This is a genomic window from Paraburkholderia sp. EB58, assembly GCF_050436665.1.
In the GTDB taxonomy this organism is placed as follows: Bacteria; Pseudomonadota; Gammaproteobacteria; order Burkholderiales; family Burkholderiaceae; genus Paraburkholderia.
The window spans coordinates 1-19797 of the sequence record NZ_JBNDMQ010000049.1; the positions used below are offsets into that span (position 1 = coordinate 1).

Sequence of the window (19797 nt, forward strand, 5' to 3'; positions counted from 1 at the left end):
ATTGAGGCCATCAACGGCCTGTTTCAGGCCGCCAAGCGTAAGGCACGGGGATACGCCAGCTTCAAAACCATGCGTACCGTGCTCTTCCTCATCGCGGGCAAGCTCGACTTCTCAGCACTCAATCCGCATGCCTCGTGAGCCGCATTAGCCACTGCGCTTTTAAAAGAGCCTTTTTTCTGCTGGCACGCTGGAAGATTCCCCCCCTCGCAGTCGTCGTGCTCTGTGCGCTGGCAGGTATTTCCGAGGCGACTTTGCACTGAGTCGATGAATCCGCTTTCGCGCTCGGGCATGATCATGCTGCGGGTTCTCTCCGTGCGGATTGCTGCGGTGTCAGCACGATGCAAGCGACGATGAAAGCCAGCAGGATTCCGGACGCATATAATCGGCTAATGTGCAGTCCGCCCTGCGCCACCGGCTTATCGAGGAAATCACCCAGGGTCGCGCCTAGCGGCCGCGTCAAAATGAACGCAAACCAGAACAGGACTGTGCGGGAGATGCGCGTCCAGAAATATAGCGCGGCCACGATCACGAGGCCTGCTCCGAAGAGCATTGCACCGTATTCGTAGCCGATACCGAGACCGCCACGGTCCTCGCCCGCTACCCAGTCTCCGAGTGCCGTTCCGAGTGTCTGCGAGAACAGGATCGTGATCCAGTAGAACCACTCCGCTTTGCCGGGGACGATGCTCCCGACCGAGACCGTTCCCTCCGATCGATACCATATCGCCAGACTGGCGATCAACAATGCAACGACGATGGAGGCGCCTCCAGGGTAGCCGACGCCCAGCGATCTATCGGCGAAGTCCGCCATGGTCGTGCCAAGCGTGGTTGTGGCGACAATGGTCGCCCAGTACAGGTAGCGATGAAATTCTCGTGCCTTCACCTGTGCATAAACGAGGCCAATGAACAGTATGAGGAAGATTTCCGAACCGATCAGGTACCCAAGGTTCAGCGACATCGACACCCAGTCGCCGCCGGTTTCACCCAGCGTCGTGGCCGCTACCTTGATCACCCAGAAGCCTAACGTCACTTCGGGGACCTTGCTGACAACCTGCGTAGCAAAGCTTGCAGTGCTTCGTTCCATATCGCGCTCCTGTTCGCACAGGACCGAATCATATTGAACGAACGCTTAACTAACGCTTAAGGGAGCGTTAAGTCCGGATGCGCGACAATCAGATAGGGTGACAACGCAGGGGGCGCGATGCGTCTGCTTCTGGTAGAAGACGATGAAATGATTGCCGAGACCGTGCTCGAATCCATGCGGCGCGAGGGCTATGCAATCGACTGGGCACAGGACGGACGAGCAGCTGAGCTATCGCTCGGCAATGGCGTATATGACCTCGTGCTGCTGGACCTTGGCCTGCCCAGGAAAGACGGCTTCGATTTACTCAAAGGCTATCGCAGGCAGGGCGGTGAGGCTCCGGTCATCATCCTGACCGCACGCGACGCGGTGAATGATCGGATTCGCGGTCTCGACGCAGGTGCAGACGACTACCTGATCAAGCCGTTCGATCTTGATGAACTGGCGGCCAGAGCACGTGCGTTGCTTCGGCGGCGAACCGGCCAGAAGCACCCGGTCTATACGCATGGCGAACTGACCCTCGATCCCGCGGCACATGAAGTGACGAAAGGCGGCGTACCGTTGGCACTCGTGCCGCGTGAGTTTGCGTTGCTGCAGGCGCTGATCGAAGAACCTGCACGCGTCTTCACCCGGGCAGAACTCGAGGACAAGTTATATGGATGGGGCGAAGAAGTGGGCAGCAACACGATCGAAGTCCATGTGCACAGCCTGCGTCGCAAGATCGGCGCGGAACAGGTCGTGACGGTGCGTGGCGTCGGCTATCGCTTGAAGAGACGCGAATGAGGTCAATCCGTCGCTGGCTGCTTGGCTGGCTCATCTGCGGTCTTGCTGCCGCCTCTGGTATTGCCGCATTCGGGATTTTTCATACGGCCCGCGAAGAGGCCGGCGAACTGTTCGACTATGAACTGCGTACTGTCGCCCTGTCGCTGCCTTCGAATGTTGAAGCGGCGGAAACGGTCGAGCGGGGAGACGCACAGGCCGGAGGCATTTCGGACGACCGGATTCTCATCGAGATATGGGACACGGCGGGTACGCTCGCCTATCACTCGCGGCAGTCGCCTGTACTGACACGTCTGCCGGCCGGTATTCGCACCATCGAGCGGGGCGAAGGTCATTGGCGAGTATTCGGCGTGCAACAGCCGGATCGCTTCGTCCAGGTCGCGCAACCGGTCTCTGTGCGGGAAGCACTGGCTTTGCGCCTGGCGCTGCACACATTGTGGCCGCTGGGCGTGTTCATGCCCGTGACGATCGTGCTAGTCCTGCTCGTCGTGGCACGAGGCCTCGCGCCAATCGGCGGATTGTCGCGTTTGCTCGCAACGCGTTCGCTTGATTCGCTCGAACCGCTGCGTCTCGACGGCAAAGTGCCCGTCGAAGTTCGGCCGCTTGTCGAGGCGCTGAACGATCTCCTCGCACGTCTAAACATCGCGTCACAGGGACACCGAACATTTATCGCCGATGCGGCCCACGAGCTTCGCTCGCCGCTTGCAGCGCTGAAACTGCAGTTGCAGGCGGCTACGAAGAACGGCACGTTGAAGGACGATGGTCAGATGCTTGAACGTATCGATACGCGACTCAACCGTGTCATCCGGCTCGTGCAGCAACTCCTGACCCTCGCACGCGAGGATGCGCAGCCTGCCAGCGAAGGCACATCCGTCAGTTTGCGTAGAATCGGCGAGCAGGCAGTCAGCGACTTCTCGCTGCTCGCCGATGAGAAGCAGATTGACCTGGGCCTTGAGTTCCGGCAGCCGGTCATGCAAGAGGAAGCGTGCAATGTGCTGGCGGATCCACATGGATTGGGCGTGCTGCTGAATAATTTGATCGACAATGCGATCCGCTACACGCCGCAAGGAGGCAAGGTCGACGTTGTGCTCACCCGTACGGCAGACCGCCTCGGCTTCGAAGTGGTGGACAACGGACCGGGCATTCCCGAAGAAGAGCTCGAGCGGGTACTCGACCGCTTCTATCGTGGCGAGCATACCAAGGGGACGGGCAGCGGACTGGGGCTCGCCATTGCCTCCCGCATTGCGCAGAGACAACAACTTTCCCTCTCATTGCGTAACAACGTTGATGCGGGAGGCCTGACCGTGTCAGTGAGCGGATTTATCCGGGCGGCCAAGCGCGTGCCCCCGACCCACGGTTAGAGCACATCAGCCATACAAGTCCCTTTGGCGTAACCACCTCCAGGCCTACACGTAGATGGCGGGTATTTCCGTATCAGGGCAGCAAGCGTGCCTTCGCTGTGAGTACGGGGCTCGCCACGTGTGAACGCATTGGCCTGATGAGTTTGATTCGCAACCGCTAGGGTTCCCGCAGCGAATGACGCTCCTCCGGGCGCTCGCGCCGGCGTTGATAGAACGGCCCGTCCGCCCCACCACGTCGTCGTAAAAGCAATGGGTCATTCCGCCCATCTCTATTGACTGCGGTTGCAGCACTATTCGACGAACCTCTTCTGGCTGACTGCAGCGCGCTCGACCTTGGTCACCACCCTTTGCGCTGACGCTGCTCTCGTCGCTGAGTCAACCCGCTCCTGTTTGGGATCGCCGGCCTTACGGCTGGCAAGCAAACGGTGCATTTTTTGCACCCCCAGTTCGATGAAGCTCAGAAGCGGGTACGCAAGCCTGCGGTGACGGCGATCTGACTACTGGTGGCCGATGGTGACAAACCGTTGATGTCGGCGGTAAACACGGTGCCGCCGCCGCTTACGTGCTGGAACTGGCCTTCAACGTAGACGTCAGTCCGGTTGGACAGCGAGTAGTCCAGCAGCAGGTTGGCCTGGTTCCACTTCGGGCTCAACACGCCTGGGAGGCTGGAACTGCCGTCCGTGAAAGTGTACGAACCTGTGACCGTGAATTCGGGCGTCATCCTGTAGATTGCGTTGACTTCGTAGTTGTCGAAACGCAGGCTCGAAGCATTACCGAGGGAGATCGGTGATGAGCTGGTGTTATTGATCCCCGTCGCGTTTTCAAGTTTTGTTTCCGTAAACACAAAGCCGACCGTCGCCGGACCCACCGAGTAGTCCAGACCGGCCCCGAACGTACGTTGCTGACCGGCGCTAAACGTCGAGTCGCTGCCGGTCACCTCGCCGGCCGTATTCACCACAGAGTCCGTCGCGCCAGTCAGATTGGTGTTGGTTCCGCCGTTGTTCAACTGCAGGTACGACGCAGCGAAGCGCAATGGACCGTTATGATACGAAGTACCGAAGCTATAGGCCCGGTTATTGGAAAAGCCGCCGGCCGCGTTCGAGAAGCCATACAGGCTGCCAAACTGCCAGCCATCGTAATTCGGACTCGCGTACTTGACTGCATTGTTAATCCGCATCGTGTTCTGCAGATTGTCGTTATCGTACGGATGCCCGAAGAACACGCCGCCCTTAGCGGCGCCAGCGCCGGCCAGGGGCGCCAGGTAGTCGACCATCGCATCATATTGACGGCCGAGCGTCACGGTACCGGCCTGGTCGCTCGACAGACCGGCGAATGCCTGCCGGCCAAACAGCAAGCCGTGCTGACCAAGCGCGCCGTTGCTAAGGGTGAAGCCATTCTCCAGAGTGAAGATAGCCTTGAGGCCGCCGCCCAGATTCTCCGATCCACGCAAACCGAAGCGGTCCGGATTGATGCTGGCATCGGTCATCCCGAATTTACTGTGTCCCGCGGTCGACCCCGTTTCCTTCTGGTTCGACATATACGTTAGCCCCGCATCGATGAGGCCATACAACGTTACGCTGCTTTGCGCGTGCGCCGCAGTCGCAAACATGCCCGTGATTACGGCTGCAAAAAAATATCTTTTCATCGTAGTCGCCAAAATCGGCGACCTGATCCCATTTTTGCACGGGAATGCTGAGAGTCAGTCAACCGAGATTATTTCAATTGAAATCAAGGATACACATCCTATTCTTCGTGACCGGATGCACAAAGGGCGGTAATTGAATTACTGATTTTCAATAGAGGCAATATGTCGCAGCGGCAGTCTGTCTCAGCCGCTGTAGCCAAGTTAGGTTCATGCGAACGGATCACCGCGCGAGCATACGCCCCCTGAAACGCAGCACCATTTTGCATCCCGGCTGGTTGTCGTGAATTTCGATGTCCGCGTCGTGGACGCGCGCAATGGCTGCAACGAGACTCAAGCCAAGGCCATGCCCGGCGGTTGCATGCGCGTACTGGCTCGGACTGCGATAGAACGGACACAGTACCGCTTCGCGTTCGCCGGGTTCGATACCTGGGCCCGAGTCCGCAACATGCAAAACAGGTTGCCCGGCGTCGATACGCGCTTCGAGCGTAATCGTGCCGCCGCTAGGCGTAAATTCAAGCGCGTTATCGACCAGGTTTTCGATCACACCGAACAGCAGGTCGACGTCGCCGTGCACTTTCACGGGTTCCGGTGCATGCGCCGAGACTGACAGGCCACGCTGGTCCGCTCCTCATCCTCACGGCGAAAGACACGACTGCGGACAAGGTGGGAGGCCTGGAGGCAGGTGCGGACGACTATCTCGGCAAGCCTTTTGATCTGACCGAACTCATCGCGCGTTGTCGCGCGCCTTTGCGTCGTTCGCAGGGACGTAGCGTCGAAATCCTCCGGCATCGCTCTCTCGTTGTCGATCCAGCGGCACAGACCGTATTGCGCGACGATGTACGCGTTCCGCTGACCGCCCGCGAGTGGGCGGTGCTACTTCAGTTACTGACCCATCAGGGGATTCCCCAGTCGAGAGCCCGCCTCGAAGAGAGCCTGTACGGATGGCACGAGGAAGTTGAGAGCATCGCGATCGAAGTGCACATCTCGAACCTGCGGAAGAAACTCGGCGCTGACCTGATCAAGACGGTTCGGGGAATCGGCTACGCCGGTGTGCGCGAGTATTGCGCTGGTTTGGACAATCGCCCTCGGCTGGAGTTACCGTCACGCGACACGGGAGGTTGCTGAGTGGGACGACGCGCGCCTTATCCAGCTCGCGCAGTTCAATGTTCTGCTTGACCAGAACGACCATCGGGCTCATCGCGATCGCGGTACTCAGATGAGTGGCGCTGCGTGAACCTCCTGGTAGTGAGGCGTAATCGCGAGCAGCCGGCAGGCGACAGCCTGTCGCCATCAACCGAGCTCGAAAGAGGTCACGCCGAAGGCACGCCCGATCGAAAGCGCAGGAGGCTCCTGTGTGTACATCCGGGCGGTTTCGAAGACGCTTTCATACCGTGCCGCTCAGGCAGAGCAACCGCGGCCGGATTGGACTCCGGGACATCGAGCGTGACTGGCCCGGGACATGGCCGGCTAGCGCTCCGAGCAATTCCTCGACGATCTGATCGTTATCCGTGAAAAGAGGACCGATCCTGTAGCCAGCCCTAACCTTCCGCCCGCCGCCAGTTGCGCGCACGGACCGGGCCACGGGGCATCCGACCATATGGGCGTGCGCCATCCGGCATCCAGCCGGCTGCCTGCCACGCAGCTCCTGCGCACATGGCGCAACACTCTCCGGTTCGTGCGAACACCCATAAGCTTTGCTCCTTTCGAAGGGGACAAAAAAATGTTCGCGCAGCTTGCGCCCGAGGAATTTTCCAGGGTACTATCCCCCTGCAGTACGGTATTCGCTTCGCACTCGCCGCCAATGCGGCATTACACACCCCCTGATTTCCAGGGACATCAAAAGCAATCGCTGTTACGCCCACCGGCCGTTAGCCGCTGGCGTCGATCCGCAAGACAGGCGGGATACTGCCTGTCCTTTCGAGTAGTTGTTGAGCCACCTCGGGGTGGCGCTCGAGGATCGAAGCGGTCTGCCGCGCCATTCGTGGCGCGACCCACCTATCAGCTCCCCCCGCAGTTGACCAGTCCTGCCATTTTCTCGGCATTTCAATAGCCCCTTGCGCGCTCAATGCGCGCCGCCGTCTCGTCACATGCGTTTTTGCGCACGCAATCGCATGCATGGCGGCACCACGCGGGCTTCACTCTCCAAAACAGTAGACCGCTCCTTATCCAGATCACCGGATCTTCGAATTCAACCCGCTTCGCGCGCGTCTTCGTTTTCGCTCTCTTATTAATCTGCAACGCCCTCGGGCATCGCAGCTGACTCTCCCCTCCGGTCAGCGCGCGAATCAACACAGCCTGCGAGCCGCCAGCGATCTGGCGGGGCACCCTCGCGTCCACAGGGGGAGTGTGTTGCGCATACCGCCATTCAGCATGCGGCGGCTACCACGAGGAGATTCATATGGCCATGCTGGCCGATGCCGTACACCAGATTGCAGAGGCGAACCGCCTGTTGGGCGGCAGCCTGAAACATCAGGAAAACCGCCGTCATCTCGTCACACCGCTTTTGCGTTTCGCGCGCGAACTCAAAACACTTACCCGTTCGCTCGCGGACATCGAGCCCTGGGTGGTACACATGTACGCAGCACGGTGCATCGCTGCAGGAATGTCTCCCGGACATCTCGAAAACGTCTTTTCGAGCATCCGCGTTGTTCTTGCAGTGATGGGGAATGACCTTCAGAAAAGTTGCAGCAACCGTCAGCTTGGCCTGCCATATCGTGTGCGCAAAGGCGCGCGCCGCGCCCAGACGGACGAAGAGATTGAAGCGCTGCTCAAGCGCGCCGCCCGCATCAATCAGGGCCTCTTCCACATGATCGCGCTTGCGCGCCACCTCGGACTGCGCCGGCGCGAAGCCCTCATGTGCGGCCGCGACCTGCAGATGTGGCTCGATGCATTGAAAAGCGGAAAAACCACGCTCCACGTGATGAGAGGGGCGAAAAATCTTCGCCACCGTGAAGTCGAGGTGCTCGAGGGGCGTCGGGCGGACACACTCGCGGCCATTGAGGCCGCGCTGGAGTACGCTGTCACGCATGACTATCAATTCGTCACCGCGCGACGCAAGACGTTAAAGTCCGCGATCAACAAATTCACCGCTCAGCTGCGTCAGGCAGGAATGGTAGGAGAACTCTCTTTCCATAGCCTTCGCTATTCATTTGCCCTCGCACTGGCAAAACAACTTCTGGATAGCGGCGTGCCGCCCTACGAAACGCTCGTACGCCTGAGCCTATCCTTGGGACATGGTGAGTCACGCGTTTTGATGTGTAAAGGCTATTACTGCCAGCCGATCGCCGAGCGTTTCAAGGACTGCATGAAGCTGCGCAAGAGCGAGGTGCACCGCCGGCATCCAGCGAAGACGTTGCCCCGTGCAGCCGCGCGGCGTGAAGACAAGCTCAGACATGCGCGCCTTAGCGGCTTCCCTATCGGTCGCATGGAGCTGCCCACCACTTCATTGCCCGTTGCTCCTGCGGGCGATCCTCGAAGGAGCAACGGTGCTAAACGCGTCCGCCATCATGCACACACTTCCGCGCAATGCGTGGTTAGCGACATAAGCGGCGACGTACAGGTCAGCTGATCGATCTGCTCTCTACCCTCACCCCCATATCTACAGGACACCGATATATTCATGAACCGCAACGCTATAGCACGGCGTCTCACCACGCCAACCGCCATGTCAAGCTCCACGCAAAGCGGGCCATCAGACAATGCCGGAACCGCGACCATCACGCGCAATGAGATCCAGGCAGCTCCCGGGTATCCCGTCCCGCTCGCGCGCTGCGGCGCGTCGTCTGGCAATGCCAGCCCCACCGACTCCTCCCCACTGCCAGAACCATCCCCGTTGTACACCCAACTCGGGACCGTCATTGCCGGCATTGGCTGCAATCAGCACACCTCGGCACTCCTGCTTGACGCCTGGGGAAATCTGGGTGCGTTCCTCGCACAGAGCGGCACGCTGCCCGAGCGGCTCGAGCAGATCGGCCCACAGGAGCTGGCCCAGTTCAGCGCGCACTGCCGCTCAACGGCCACGGACGTGGACGCGCTCCACACAATGTTTGGAATGCTGCGCCAACTGCTCGTACACGCGGGACTTCACTGGCCGAGCGTGGCCGCCCTAACGGCGCCTGCCGTGCGCTCGCGCGTTGCCAACAGCCCTAACGGCAAATACGTGATCAAGCGCCGACTCGTAGAGCCAGCTCCCTCAGACCAAGTGGCGGCGAACGCCACCAATAAAGCATAAGCCAGCGAAGGAAGTGCCATTTGTCCGCATTTCCGGTTGGACAGATTCACCAGACTCACCCGGCTCATCCTACCCCTGAGCCACCAACCTTTACGAACAGGAGAAAACCCATGAAACAAACACGCCTCATCCTCGTGAGCGGCAGCGACGCACAGGAAAATGCTGTTGGCGAGATCGTGCACTCAGACGCCGGCGGATCGCTCGCCCGAGTGGATAAGCCACGCAAAACCCCCGCGCAGCCAGAGCCCGATGTTTTCCGGGTGCGGACCACCCAGCTTGCGCATTTTTACTGCACACGGGCGGCTGCGCACGATCCCTGCACGGCAGTCGTCTCGGCACAGGCAGTACCGGCGATGCTCGATTTCCTTGAGGAGCACACCGGCACCGTCGGTGACTTCGCGTCTATCGTTTGCACCGTGACGCCAGACCCAGCATCACAGCAAACGGTAGCCGATACGCTCACCCGCCTCTCCAGCATGGGTGCGGCCCCTCAAAACCTGGCAGTTGTCTTCACGCAGGCGCCGCGCGCAATATCAGTGCAGGAGGCGTTCGCACAACTGGCGGCCCATATCGCGAGTGGCCGTTTCCCCGCTATCAGCTACGAGGCCGTCCTCTATCAATCAAAGGTGTTTGAGCGGGCCCGTGACCTGCAGTTGCCCATCGGCGCCATGCTGCGCGGCGAGGTCGATTTCGGGATCTCGCTCGAGCAGGCGCGGCAGGCCGGTGAGCCCGATCACCTCCTGCATGAACTCGCGCGCAAATTGCTAGCTCAACGCGCACTGATCGGCTGCAAGGCGGAAATTGACCAGGCTCTTGAAGCCTTGCGCATGCCGGGCACATCAACGTGCATCCCGTTGAGCTCGCCCGAGGAGTCTGTCCCCGCGGCGACGGAGCAGGTGCCCACATTGGAACACGAAAACCTGTATGCACAAACCAGCGAGTCGGGAAGCGAGCCGTTCTCTTACTAGCGCACAGGCGCGTTCGCCAATAGTACGCATACCCGGGAGCGTAGAGCGCTTCCGGACCAAAATTTATTTATGTCTTTGATGTGTGATCCCTAGGAGAGTAAAGCATGATAGTTAACTTCGACTACTTCGCCACCGCGATTACAAACACCGTTGAAGCGCTTGATCAGACTGTGGTGCTGCGACTCAGCGCGGAGCAGCGCGGTATCGCCGTTTTCCCCGAGCGCGATCAGACGGTCGTCAGCCCGCTGCTACTACAGTGCCATTGGAACGAGCCGTGCATACAGGCACACTGGGCACCCCGTTATGGCCTGGGCGTGGGCGCGTACATCAATCCGGGTGACTTCAAGTTGCAATCGATGGAGAACGAAAAAGCAAAAAACAGCGAGTTCGAAAATCGCTTCGAGGAGGCACTTGCTGATCCCACATGGGTAACAATGCACGCCGAGTGCGCGCGCGCCGAACTGCTCTCGCTTGTCCCCATGGCGGCGATGTTAATGCAACGTGCATGGGGGAAGGCCCAGGAGATTCCCGTGACGCGTCCCGGGCGTCGATGGCGAGCGACGTCCATACTTGATCCGGTATTTGACACGTCAGCACTGGCAGGCATGGGCTGATGGCGCGTCGCAGTGCCGGTCATCAGCACTGGCGACATCCCGGCAAAGCCGCGACAATGAATTTCTTCTGACAGTTGAACAATCTTGTGCGTAGTAGCCGGGTGTAGCCAGTCGTGAGTCTAGCTACAGATGAGATTTATAAATGCCGGCCGGCCACTGCGGTAAATCTGGATGATCGCACGCGCCGAGCCCATCGCGGGTGAAGTTTTCTGCTCCAATCGACGCCGTGCCATAGGGCGGGGTCGCAGCACATCATCAGCCGCCTTCAGACTTCCGTCAGGGGTGATTGAACCGCAGCCCGAGGAAGTCAGTGCCCGGTTGCCTCGCGAACACCTTCGGGAGAGCGGTGTCGGGTCTGCCGGTCTTCTCAATTCGGCCGGGCGAGTGCAAAGCGTATTCGCATCAGGAGGGGACGATGATATCCGGCTGCCGGAATGACAGGTCGCCAATGCTGACATGATGAAACCGGGTCGGGTGTCGCCGGGCAGGTCATCGTGTCGCAAACATGAGGGCCGATCGCTTTGCCCGAGAATGGAGCAGGTCGAGTCTTGTTCCCCAAATTGATCCCGCCCCTCCTCGCGCTGTTGAGGCGCACCCGATTACGCGAAGAAATTTCGGCTTCAAACCCAGGGCCGACCGGTATCACGTATTTCCCGTCAGGTACGCAGGACCGGGCGCCAAAAGAGCCACTTCAAGTGCGATCCTGAAGTTGGGCAATTCGTCGCCATACGTTACGATCATGATGCCGCCAACCTCCAACGTCCAGACGGCAACCCCCTCGTCATCAGGGTCATCAACCGGCCAAAGCGCCACACTTGCCGTATACGTCTCGACACCATCGAGTGCCATCAGCACAGCCAGCACCAACGGTTCGGGAATTGCAAACGCCAATCTGCGGTTCGCTGAAAACACGCGGTGCTAACGGGCGGGCGTTTGCTCGATTTCCCGTTAGCCCTCCTTCCGGAAGATATCCTGCAATATGGTCATTGAATTCTCCTGTTTTTCATAAAACGGCATGCGAGCTTCCGCACGAAAACGCGTATGAAAATGAGCGGCGCTTGCGCAGCTAACCAGCGGACTTGCGCACGCGCCGCACGATTTTTCCTTTTCAGATCAAGGCCTCCTGCCCTAAAAACCGTCTCAGCTTGAGACTGGAACCCCTGAGATGCGAAAAGATCCTCCATCCGGTCAGCGAGATTCCAGGTTCAGGTTAGGTCATGTCCTGAGCAGTGCCGTGTCTACCCTGATTCTCGCCGGTGCGGCGATTCAGGATTTTTGAACAGCCGGTGGTGATACTCCCATGTTAAGTGTCGCGAACGGCCTATGGTGCGAGCGAGCGCAGCCGACCGACCGCGACATCCGGTCAATGAGTTCTCGGCGCCGCGGGTGATCCGCATTGCCCCGCATGACTCCCTGTCGCGCCGTCGCAATATTCATTGATTCTTCAAGCAACACCGGGATTGAGTAATGACGATAAGGGCACATGCGGCTGCATTTATCGAGCAACGCCTCGCTGACGCTGACTTGGGCGCGGATCTACAGTGCGGTGTCCTGAAATTCTCGCGGGCGGCTTTGCGCGGGCTTTTCGGAGATTCTGGAGGGGTTGCCCGCTACATCCGCTCCCGTCGGCGGAACGATGCGATGTGCCGGCTTGCCGATCCGGGTTATGCCAGACATCGGATTGGGGAGATCGTTTTTTTGGTCGAATTCTCAAGCGAGCCGATTTTCAACAGGGCATTGTGGGGGCGATTTGGCTGTTCACCAGGAGAAGCACGCGCGGGAGCACGAGGTTTAACCCAAGCCGGCGAGACGTCGATAGGCGAGTCAGCGAGCGCGCTAGTCGCGAAATACGAGGCATCCGTCAGGAACTTGCGCGGTTACCTTACTTAGAAAGTTCCCCCGGGCCCCCAATGCATCGGGACAGGCCCCCCCCTCATAAAAACATCCCGTACCTCGTGATAACCAGACCGAGCTCCCCGTATCCGCATCCGTTTCCACCAACTTAAATGTTAGGGGATTTAAGGCTGTTTTCGCGCCAGATAACCCTACGCTCGCATCGTATGCTTGATCCAGTCGTGCAGCCCAGCCATCACTATCTGACTGATGTCCGGTAACCCTCGTTGGCGCGCCGAAGCTTTGCATCAGCAATGGTCGGGGGCGCGATGGGTGACGCGCGACGCCGTAGTTAGGCGGGAAAACCATTTTTAATTTGGTAGCACAGGACTTCTGCACTACCACAGACATGGAGTTTACGAGGTATGACCAGCAAGCAGAAACTCGTCCACCAGGCCGAAACGAAAACCTTTATCGGTAAGCTTTTCGCTAATCTATGGGGTTCTGCGACACCGCCCCTTACTCACAAAGAGCAGCCCTTACCCACTAACAACGCCGAAGTTGAAGGCTTCGCCAAGCGCGACGGAAAACCCAAAGGCGACGCTTCGCGCGTCTATCACGAACCGGCATTCGGAAAACGCAGCACCTATGCCGCATTTCACCTGTCGTTCGCCCGATTCGCGGCTGCAGGTGCGCAGGAAGTGTGCGTACTCGTCGCAAACGAGGCCGAAGGCGTTGGAAAAAGCGCGATCTCGGCGAATATGCTTTACCCCAACCTTTGTTCGCCGATAGTGTCCGTCGATCCGCATCGCGTCGGCGCGAGTGGCTTTAACGTGTGGACCGCTTGCCACGGCGCCCATGCTCTCAACGGACAGATGCAGCTTCTGAAGACCACCCGCGAACGGCCGGTCGTGGACATCGGCAGCGCAATTTTTCCGATGTTTCAACGATATTGTGCCGATCACGCGAAGGCGATCGAAATGTTCGATTGCATCGTCGTTCCTGTTACTCGAGGAACAGCGAACGAAAGCGCAACCATCCGTACACTTGAATGGTTTCGTTCAATGAAGGTTGATCCCGCACGCATGCGCATCGTATTCAACAAAGTCCAGACCGCCGAAGATGTTGATCACGCCTTTCCGCTGATCCCGAAATACCTGACTGCGAACCCCCAATACACAAACGTCTCGGGACACTGTGTATTGCCTGACGCGCCAGCATTTGCCCCACATCGCTTTCCCTACTCCGTGTGCGAGACATTGTTCGATGCCACTGACTACGGCGCGGAACTCGCGAAAGCCCGAGCTGGCAACGCAGATCGCGATGTACTCGACGAACTGGTCTGTCGTCACAGCCTTCAAATGGACGTGCGGGACGTCGCCGGGCATATCGACGCCGCATACCGCGCGCTGAACATTCCCGTCCGCCGCGCATGTGAGTTTTCCCCGCATGTCCGGTCGGCCCCTGATATCAAGACTGCCTGACGGCGCTGGGCTCTGTCCTCATTGAGAAGGGTTGCCCAACAACGGGCTTTCCGCCCGCACGACAGTGGCGCCATCCGTCACCACTCTACGTGAGCGCCCGCGATCTCGTCCATGAGATCGCGGCGCCGGGCGTCTTCTGGAAAGTACGTTACACACGGTGCCCTGTGGAGCCGAACGGAGCGACCGTTGTCGAAGTTCCGACCTTACGGGAGGCTTTACAGACGCGCCTAGCCTGCGACGCGACTGCGCACCTCAATCCGAAATGGGTCGGCGCCATATGCGTCAGTCCTGTTGAACAGTCTGTGCAAGGGGGCAGTGTGACCATGGCAGCATATCCATAGAAACTCCTGCCCCCTTCGAGCAACATGCAGGCATGGCTCTAGCGGAACGAACCCTCGGGACCGTCCTGCTATCACCGATGCGTTCTTTTAGCGGACTCGCCGGGACGACTTGGTACGGTACTGTGTCCGGCGAGACCTGCCAGTCCTCCGATTGCACGACGGATCATCGTCGCCTGGAAGCGGAAATTGCAACGCAACGCGAATGGCATCGAATGCGAAATAATATTGATGTTCCCGGTCACGGTCGATTACTTCGCTCTCGAGAAGAATTTGAAGATCACGCTCGACCATGAGCCTGTTGCGTCCGAGCCCTGCTGCGATGGCGGCAGCGCAATGCGCTCCCCGCCTGATCAGAAACTGCACAATCTGAAAGCGGCTCAGGCTCATGAGCCTTAGGACTCTGTTTGCCTGTGAGTAGGAGATGTAAGTTTTGAAAGGATCAGCATCCGTGAAGAAGGGTGCTGTGCGGCTCTCCCATTGGGCGTCGCTGCAGACATCAATAGTGAGTACTCTCATGGAACGTTCCTCTTTTTTAGGTTTGTGTGGACACACTCGTTGCGCCCACATCCAGGGTAACCAACGAAGTTATCGATACAAGTGGACGTCAATAAGATGAAGCTGAACCGCGATGTACCGAGAGTGCGGAGCGGACATCCTCCGCGGTAATCACCGCTGTTCCTTCGCGCAGATGCCGCACCGCTGCCCCATCGATGATCCGTTGCAAGACAGCCTCAACATCCGCAATCGAATGCCCTTTCAGGCCAGCCACAGCGCCCTCCATCGTGTGGCGCGAGACGGCGAATACCTCGCCAGCCATCACCCTGAAACGCATGCGGACGTAAGACGCGAGAGTCTCAGGAGCAGGAACCGAGAAAGCAATTTTTTCTTCAAGTCGACCGCCACGCAGTGCAGCAGGGTCGAGCAAGTCGGCGTGGTTCGTTGCACACAGGAACAGCACATCGGAGATCTTCCCGCCTGCACCATCCAGGGTCGACAACAGCTTGTTCGTGACCGGAGCAACGCCTGGCATGCGACGCAACGCAAGTACGTCTTCGGCTTCGTCAATGAAAACGATCGCCGGTCGAATGTCCTTTGCATTCCTGATGATGCTGTCCCACAACGAGGGGTCGGACAGCAGCTCGGCGCCCGTCGTCTTCAGGAACGCCCACCCGCTGTCCTTTGCAAGTGCTATGGCTGCCTGTGTCTTACCGGTACCCGGCGGCCCGTACAAAAGCACTCCGCGTGGCAGACTTGCGCCAATCCGCTCGAGGCTGTACGCATGCTGCAGCCTGAAGACGAGGTCATGCAGGTGCCCGTGGGATTCTTCCGTCAAAATCATCTCCGAAATCGATTTTGATTTTTCAGGAACGGCCCCCTTCGACCCCTGGATGCGTCGCATTGCACGCATTGCGGTATCGAAGCTCAGGCTGCCTTCGCCAATGAGGCCCTCGCGACGCATGTCGGCAAGCTCACGCCCTACCGAGGCGATGCGTGCAGCGCTAAATCCCTCCCAGCGGGCGGCCAGGTTGGCCAGTATGGGGGCGGCAATCGCATGAAAGCCCATCGCTTCACCTATCGAGCTGCGCAGGATCGCCTTGCGGGCCTCCAGACACGGCGGAGGCGCTTCGACCTTGAAGTCAAACCGGCCTTCTCGGATCGATGCAGGGTCCAGCGCGGCGATGCTATTGGTCGCCCCAACTAACACAATGTAAGTACTGCGAAGTTTTACAATCTCGGTGAGCATGACGTTGGTGAGGTCCCGATCCATCGGATGTCCTTCGCCGCGCGGCTTTACATAACTATCTAGTTCGTCCACAAAGAAGACTCCCTGACCGAGCCTCACTGCCTGTGCGAACGCAGCCTTGACCTTCGCGGGCGTCTCATTGATCCACTTGCTCGCGACCGAACCGTAGTCAAGTGTGAAAAACGGCACCCCTAGTTCACCTGCAAGCGCCTCGGCGAACATCGTTTTTCCATTGCCTGGCTCTCCGAATAATAGAATGCCATTTCGTGCACGATTCGGGCTCTCGATAATCTCGCGTGCAGCACGCAGCAACCTCGCCTTCGTGTCCGTCATACCGATGATGTTCGAAAAATTGATTGTCGGATTCCTCACAAGATCATCGAAACTATAAGCCGGTTCAGCGGCACGCAGCGGATCAGACGCCGACACCGGCGATGCTGGCTGCGGTGGGTGCACGGGAGAAGCCGCGCCGGGATACACACTCTGAAAGTAGCGGTCGCGCCAACTTTCGGATGCATTCCCCTTACGAGGTGACCTTGCGATTGGATGCGTTCGCCGAAACCAGACGCGCGCCATCAGCGCGAGCGTGAGACAGCCGGCGGCCGCTCCCAGCCAGGGTCGATCCAGCTGGACGAGAAAGTGAAGCGCAATCAGTCCGAGCATAAAGAGCGCTACACATCGAACGAAATGAGATTTCCGGTACAGAAGCCAAAACAGGGTAAAGAGTGCGACGGCAACGCCCAGCATCAGGGAGCGAAATCCGGGGTGCATCAGCCCTCCAGACGCGAACGCGTGCAGGATCGAATGCGCCCAACTGTACAGCGCGGACGCGAGCAGGAATTGCAGTAGAAGTGCGGTTACGGAACGGACGAGGAGTTTCATGATTGCGCCTGCTGAGGGTTGGAATACAAGTTGGACAGAGCGCACACAGTCAACGCCGCCACGCTTGGAGAAACTCTCCACACGCTTCGTGGATGATCCGTCGCACGACCTCCTCCCACTCCTGCCGCATGTGATACGTCGTGAACAGCATCTCGATGGAGAGAATCGTTGCACCGATCTTGATCATCGACATAAGGGTCGAGATCGTGCCGTAAGCGGCCAGTCCAAAAAATACCTGTAACTGGTTAGTTCCCCAAACAGCAGCAAACCATGGAATCAATATCGTAAGGTACGGTCCCGCCAGGCTGACCACACCCAAGGTGTTCACCACCCAGTGAATAATCTGCGGGCTTGCTACGTAGGCGGGGTCAATGAAAATCCAGCGTGGTTGATTGCGATCGCTCGACATAACGTCTCTCCTTGATGAGTGGGCAGAGTGGTTCGTTCAGATGTAACGAACACAGACCCATCGTCACCCACGAAAGCGCCAATGCAAGTCGACGCAATGAGACACGCCGAAGCAGTCCAGAGGGACTCTAAGGAAGAGATGCGCCGAAATGGGAGTTGGCTAGGTAGTGCGACAATCGGAAGAGACGCGGCAAATGATGCAAAGCGGGGGAACTGCGAGGAAGAAAGGCAGAGGGGGGCTGAAAGACGTTTCGCCCGCACCGGTTACAGTGCGGGCGAGCGGATTCGACCGACTACTCGCTACTTCTTGCCGAGCAACCAGCGTGCAAGAACGGCTAGCGGCCGGAGGTAATCAAGTAGCAACGCTACGCATTCCGTCCAGAAAACGCACCAGTAAGTTCGAAAGTTTCCCATGGTAAATATCCTCGCAAAAGTTATCTGATAGATGGTTGTGGCTTCTGCCAAGTGGCTGTTCCACCACACACCGTGTCGCAGTGTTCGAGACAGTCACGTCGCGTCGCGTCCACTGGCGAATGTGCCGGCGGCGAATGCGCAGCCCATAGGCAAACCGCCACGACACTGCAACTGGACGCAGCGGCCGCAAGGCCGAGCAACGCAATCGGAACAGCGCTGTTACCTTGTGGAAAGAAATATCCAGTGAATTTACCCAGTTTTTTCATAAGGACTCCAATTTATTTACATTTCAGATACGGCCGTTACGGTGACTTCTTTTCCGTATTGGTCGCAAACCAGTGTCCCTCCCATCGCGCTAAACGCAAGAGCGTGCGCGTGCTTCCGGGCAGGCGAGAAAAATGCGGAGACGACTGCGGACCACCGCAATGCTCCGACTCAACGCGAAACACCCCGATACCAGGTAGTAGCTGCCGTGTAAAAATGGCTAATCCTTCAGCTGGCTCTATCCTGAAGCCCGATGACATTGCCTGCGCGTTTATGCCATCACGTAGGCAAATTCGATAACGGTAAATGTCGAGTGAGCGGAAATGTCTTGACGGATACTGTGACCTCGTCGCATTCGCCGACACATTGGTTTGCCGCTGCGAATACCTGCTTGCTCGAGTAGGAGTTTGACGCGCTCGAACCGTGCGGGCATCGAGAAGGACCGCTTCGCGAGCGTCAGAGCACGCAGCAGTTTAATTTCCGCGTTTTCGATGAAGTACGTGCGCGTATCGAGATGCGTGGCCGACGCATACAATTGCCACCGCACCGGAATTGCGGGCGCTATATGCCGCGCCCACTCGGCCAGGTGAAAGCGATCGTCACCGGGCGCGGAGCAACTAGCGAACAGAGGTCGCCGGATTCACGCGACACTCAGCTGAAATGCAGTGACACCCATGTATAGCAGGCTACGGTAGCCGGCACCGAGCCGATGGACGAGGCGGGCCACGAAGCGCGCGTCCGTACTACGTATAGCGGGAACGAATACCTCATTGCAACAAGATGGCAACCATGCCCCAGATGCCGTCTCCCAGCGAATCAACAAGCGCTTCGCGGGTATCAAAGGACATGAACCACCCAGCGACGTTGCCGTGTGCATCGCGTGGAAATAGACAGACTGCCCAGTGGTCATCGCCACGCATGATCCCGTCGATTCCGTTACCGCCATTGGGCGCGCTAACCCGGAAGCAACCATCAACTTCGACAAAACCGCCCGATGGCAGCCGGCCGTCGTCCTGAACCGACTGATACTCAAGACGGGTGATCCGCACGGTACCTGAGCCGGGTAAATCAAAGATAACTTCGGATAGGTCTGTGCTCAAGACTGCTCCGCGATATTCTCTGAGCCAGGGTATTGGCGATTGCTTTGGATCTTGGAGAAGAAGATCAGTTCTTGGGCATCGCGCTCTGGGTCAGCGATTTCCGACCAAGGTTGCGCTTGCGGATACCATCCGGCCAACCTCCCGTTACTCGAGCGACGCGATGCCCTCTCGCCCTTCTGCGGTCGCTCTTTAATACACAGCAGCTGGAGAATCTCAGTCCTCTCCGCTGATTCAGCCTTGGTCGCCCCATGTGGATTTTCGGCGTAGATGAACGTTCGACTGGGATGTTGCCGGTCATCAACGTAGTCAATAATCTTGTATGCCGCGTCGAAGCTGGCAGTCCGTAAAACCAGAGATTTCATGATCTTCGCGTCTTCCCTGCGTTGTATGAGATTCGTGGTGTTCATCACGATTTTGCGCCACACGTGGGGCACAAGGCGGCCCAAGAGGGGACCATCATCATCCAGTTTCCCGTTTGTATTGACGAGGCGGCCACGCAACAAAGCGCTAACTGCGCACCTGTCCCTCCTATCAACCGAGACGAGTCCGACGCGCCTGGTGCGCGCAGGACGGCAATGGACGCGGGATACGTAAGCGGCTCGGCCCGACCGTTTCCCGATGCTGACTTTTCCAAAGCATGATGAGCGCGT

At 58.5% G+C, this 19797-nt stretch carries 15 protein-coding genes and 2 pseudogenes; 9 read left to right on the forward strand and 8 right to left on the reverse strand.

Annotated features, from left to right (window positions below; genetic code table 11):
* Window positions 1-138, forward strand: a pseudogene (locus tag P3T40_RS39995) (ISL3 family transposase); the annotation flags it as partial.
* 154 nt (window positions 139-292) lie between these two features.
* Here P3T40_RS39995 and P3T40_RS40000 read toward each other — a convergent pair.
* Window positions 293-1081 carry a COG4705 family protein gene (locus P3T40_RS40000; protein ID WP_429273207.1) on the reverse strand — a complete coding sequence of 263 codons (789 nt, stop codon included), beginning with the start codon at window positions 1079-1081 and terminating at the stop codon, window positions 293-295.
* A 117-nt stretch (window positions 1082-1198) separates the two neighbouring features.
* On the opposite strand from P3T40_RS40000, the gene P3T40_RS40005 reads away from it, so the two are divergent.
* Together P3T40_RS40005 and P3T40_RS40010 are read left to right on the forward strand one after the other, a co-directional pair.
* Window positions 1199-1861 carry a response regulator gene (locus P3T40_RS40005; RefSeq protein ID WP_429273208.1) on the forward strand — a complete coding sequence of 221 codons (663 nt, stop codon included), beginning with the start codon at window positions 1199-1201 and terminating at the stop codon, window positions 1859-1861.
* Complete coding sequence (locus tag P3T40_RS40010; protein ID WP_429273209.1) at window positions 1858-3219, forward strand: ATP-binding protein; 1362 nt, start codon at window positions 1858-1860, stop codon at window positions 3217-3219. The genes P3T40_RS40005 and P3T40_RS40010 overlap by 4 nt, the downstream gene beginning before the upstream one ends.
* A gap of 457 nt (window positions 3220-3676) precedes the next feature.
* Here the strand turns inward: P3T40_RS40010 and P3T40_RS40015 are convergent, their stop codons facing one another.
* Together P3T40_RS40015 and P3T40_RS40020 are read right to left on the reverse strand one after the other, a co-directional pair.
* A complete protein-coding gene (locus P3T40_RS40015) occupies window positions 3677-4864 on the reverse strand; it encodes a porin (protein ID WP_429273210.1) in 1188 nt (395 codons plus the stop codon).
* 220 nt (window positions 4865-5084) lie between these two features.
* Window positions 5085-5444: a sensor histidine kinase gene (locus P3T40_RS40020; protein WP_429273211.1), complete on the reverse strand. Its 360-nt coding sequence runs from the start codon at window positions 5442-5444 to the stop codon at window positions 5085-5087.
* 41 nt (window positions 5445-5485) lie between these two features.
* On the opposite strand from P3T40_RS40020, the pseudogene P3T40_RS40025 reads away from it, so the two are divergent.
* From P3T40_RS40025 to P3T40_RS40045, 5 genes and pseudogenes are all read left to right on the forward strand, one after another.
* A pseudogene (locus P3T40_RS40025) lies at window positions 5486-5923 on the forward strand (winged helix-turn-helix domain-containing protein); the annotation flags it as partial.
* Window positions 5924-7262: 1339 nt separating this feature from the next.
* Entirely contained in the window at window positions 7263-8432 is a 1170-nt protein-coding gene (locus P3T40_RS40030) for an integrase domain-containing protein (RefSeq protein WP_429273212.1), read from the forward strand.
* 264 nt (window positions 8433-8696) lie between these two features.
* The gene (locus tag P3T40_RS40035) at window positions 8697-9095 is read left to right on the forward strand and encodes a hypothetical protein (protein ID WP_429273213.1); all 399 of its coding nucleotides are present in this window, start codon (window positions 8697-8699) and stop codon (window positions 9093-9095) included.
* Between the two features lie 110 nt (window positions 9096-9205).
* Complete coding sequence (locus P3T40_RS40040; protein ID WP_429273214.1) at window positions 9206-10063, forward strand: hypothetical protein; 858 nt, start codon at window positions 9206-9208, stop codon at window positions 10061-10063.
* Window positions 10064-10167: 104 nt separating this feature from the next.
* Window positions 10168-10677, forward strand: coding sequence for a hypothetical protein (locus P3T40_RS40045; RefSeq protein WP_429273215.1), 510 nt, complete (start codon window positions 10168-10170; stop codon window positions 10675-10677).
* A gap of 642 nt (window positions 10678-11319) precedes the next feature.
* On the opposite strand, the gene P3T40_RS40050 is transcribed toward P3T40_RS40045, so the two are convergent.
* Window positions 11320-11568: a hypothetical protein gene (locus tag P3T40_RS40050; RefSeq protein ID WP_429273216.1), complete on the reverse strand. Its 249-nt coding sequence runs from the start codon at window positions 11566-11568 to the stop codon at window positions 11320-11322.
* Window positions 11569-12935: 1367 nt separating this feature from the next.
* Here P3T40_RS40050 and P3T40_RS40055 point away from each other — a divergent pair.
* Entirely contained in the window at window positions 12936-13994 is a 1059-nt protein-coding gene (locus P3T40_RS40055) for a hypothetical protein (RefSeq protein WP_429273217.1), read from the forward strand.
* Between the two features lie 945 nt (window positions 13995-14939).
* On the opposite strand, the gene P3T40_RS40060 is transcribed toward P3T40_RS40055, so the two are convergent.
* From P3T40_RS40060 to P3T40_RS40075, 4 genes are all read right to left on the reverse strand, one after another.
* Window positions 14940-16961 (reverse strand): AAA family ATPase, encoded by a 2022-nt coding sequence (locus tag P3T40_RS40060; protein WP_429273218.1) that lies wholly within the window; start codon window positions 16959-16961, stop codon window positions 14940-14942.
* A 49-nt stretch (window positions 16962-17010) separates the two neighbouring features.
* On the reverse strand, window positions 17011-17370 hold the full coding sequence (locus P3T40_RS40065; RefSeq protein ID WP_429273219.1) for a hypothetical protein: 360 nt from the start codon (window positions 17368-17370) through the stop codon (window positions 17011-17013).
* A 1444-nt stretch (window positions 17371-18814) separates the two neighbouring features.
* A complete protein-coding gene (locus tag P3T40_RS40070) occupies window positions 18815-19147 on the reverse strand; it encodes a hypothetical protein (protein ID WP_429273220.1) in 333 nt (110 codons plus the stop codon).
* Window positions 19144-19554, reverse strand: a complete 411-nt coding sequence (locus P3T40_RS40075) for a hypothetical protein (RefSeq protein ID WP_429273221.1) — start codon at window positions 19552-19554, stop codon at window positions 19144-19146. Before P3T40_RS40075 ends, P3T40_RS40070 begins: the two co-directional genes overlap by 4 nt.
* Between the last annotated feature and the right edge of the window lie 243 nt (window positions 19555-19797).

Bases quoted from the DNA above. Each gene is read 5' to 3' on its own strand.
- P3T40_RS40055 (WP_429273217.1), top strand. From the start codon at position 12,936: ATGACCAGCAAGCAGAAACTCGTCCACCAGGCCGAAACGAAAACCTTT.
- P3T40_RS40060 (WP_429273218.1), bottom strand. From the start codon at position 16,961: ATGAAACTCCTCGTCCGTTCCGTAACCGCACTTCTACTGCAATTCCTG.
- P3T40_RS40000 (WP_429273207.1), bottom strand. From the start codon at position 1,081: ATGGAACGAAGCACTGCAAGCTTTGCTACGCAGGTTGTCAGCAAGGTC.
- P3T40_RS40040 (WP_429273214.1), top strand. From the start codon at position 9,206: ATGAAACAAACACGCCTCATCCTCGTGAGCGGCAGCGACGCACAGGAA.
- P3T40_RS40005 (WP_429273208.1), top strand. From the start codon at position 1,199: ATGCGTCTGCTTCTGGTAGAAGACGATGAAATGATTGCCGAGACCGTG.
- P3T40_RS40030 (WP_429273212.1), top strand. From the start codon at position 7,263: ATGGCCATGCTGGCCGATGCCGTACACCAGATTGCAGAGGCGAACCGC.
- P3T40_RS40045 (WP_429273215.1), top strand. From the start codon at position 10,168: ATGATAGTTAACTTCGACTACTTCGCCACCGCGATTACAAACACCGTT.
- P3T40_RS40010 (WP_429273209.1), top strand. From the start codon at position 1,858: ATGAGGTCAATCCGTCGCTGGCTGCTTGGCTGGCTCATCTGCGGTCTT.
- P3T40_RS40015 (WP_429273210.1), bottom strand. From the start codon at position 4,864: ATGAAAAGATATTTTTTTGCAGCCGTAATCACGGGCATGTTTGCGACT.
- P3T40_RS40065 (WP_429273219.1), bottom strand. From the start codon at position 17,370: ATGTCGAGCGATCGCAATCAACCACGCTGGATTTTCATTGACCCCGCC.
- P3T40_RS40075 (WP_429273221.1), bottom strand. From the start codon at position 19,554: ATGAACACCACGAATCTCATACAACGCAGGGAAGACGCGAAGATCATG.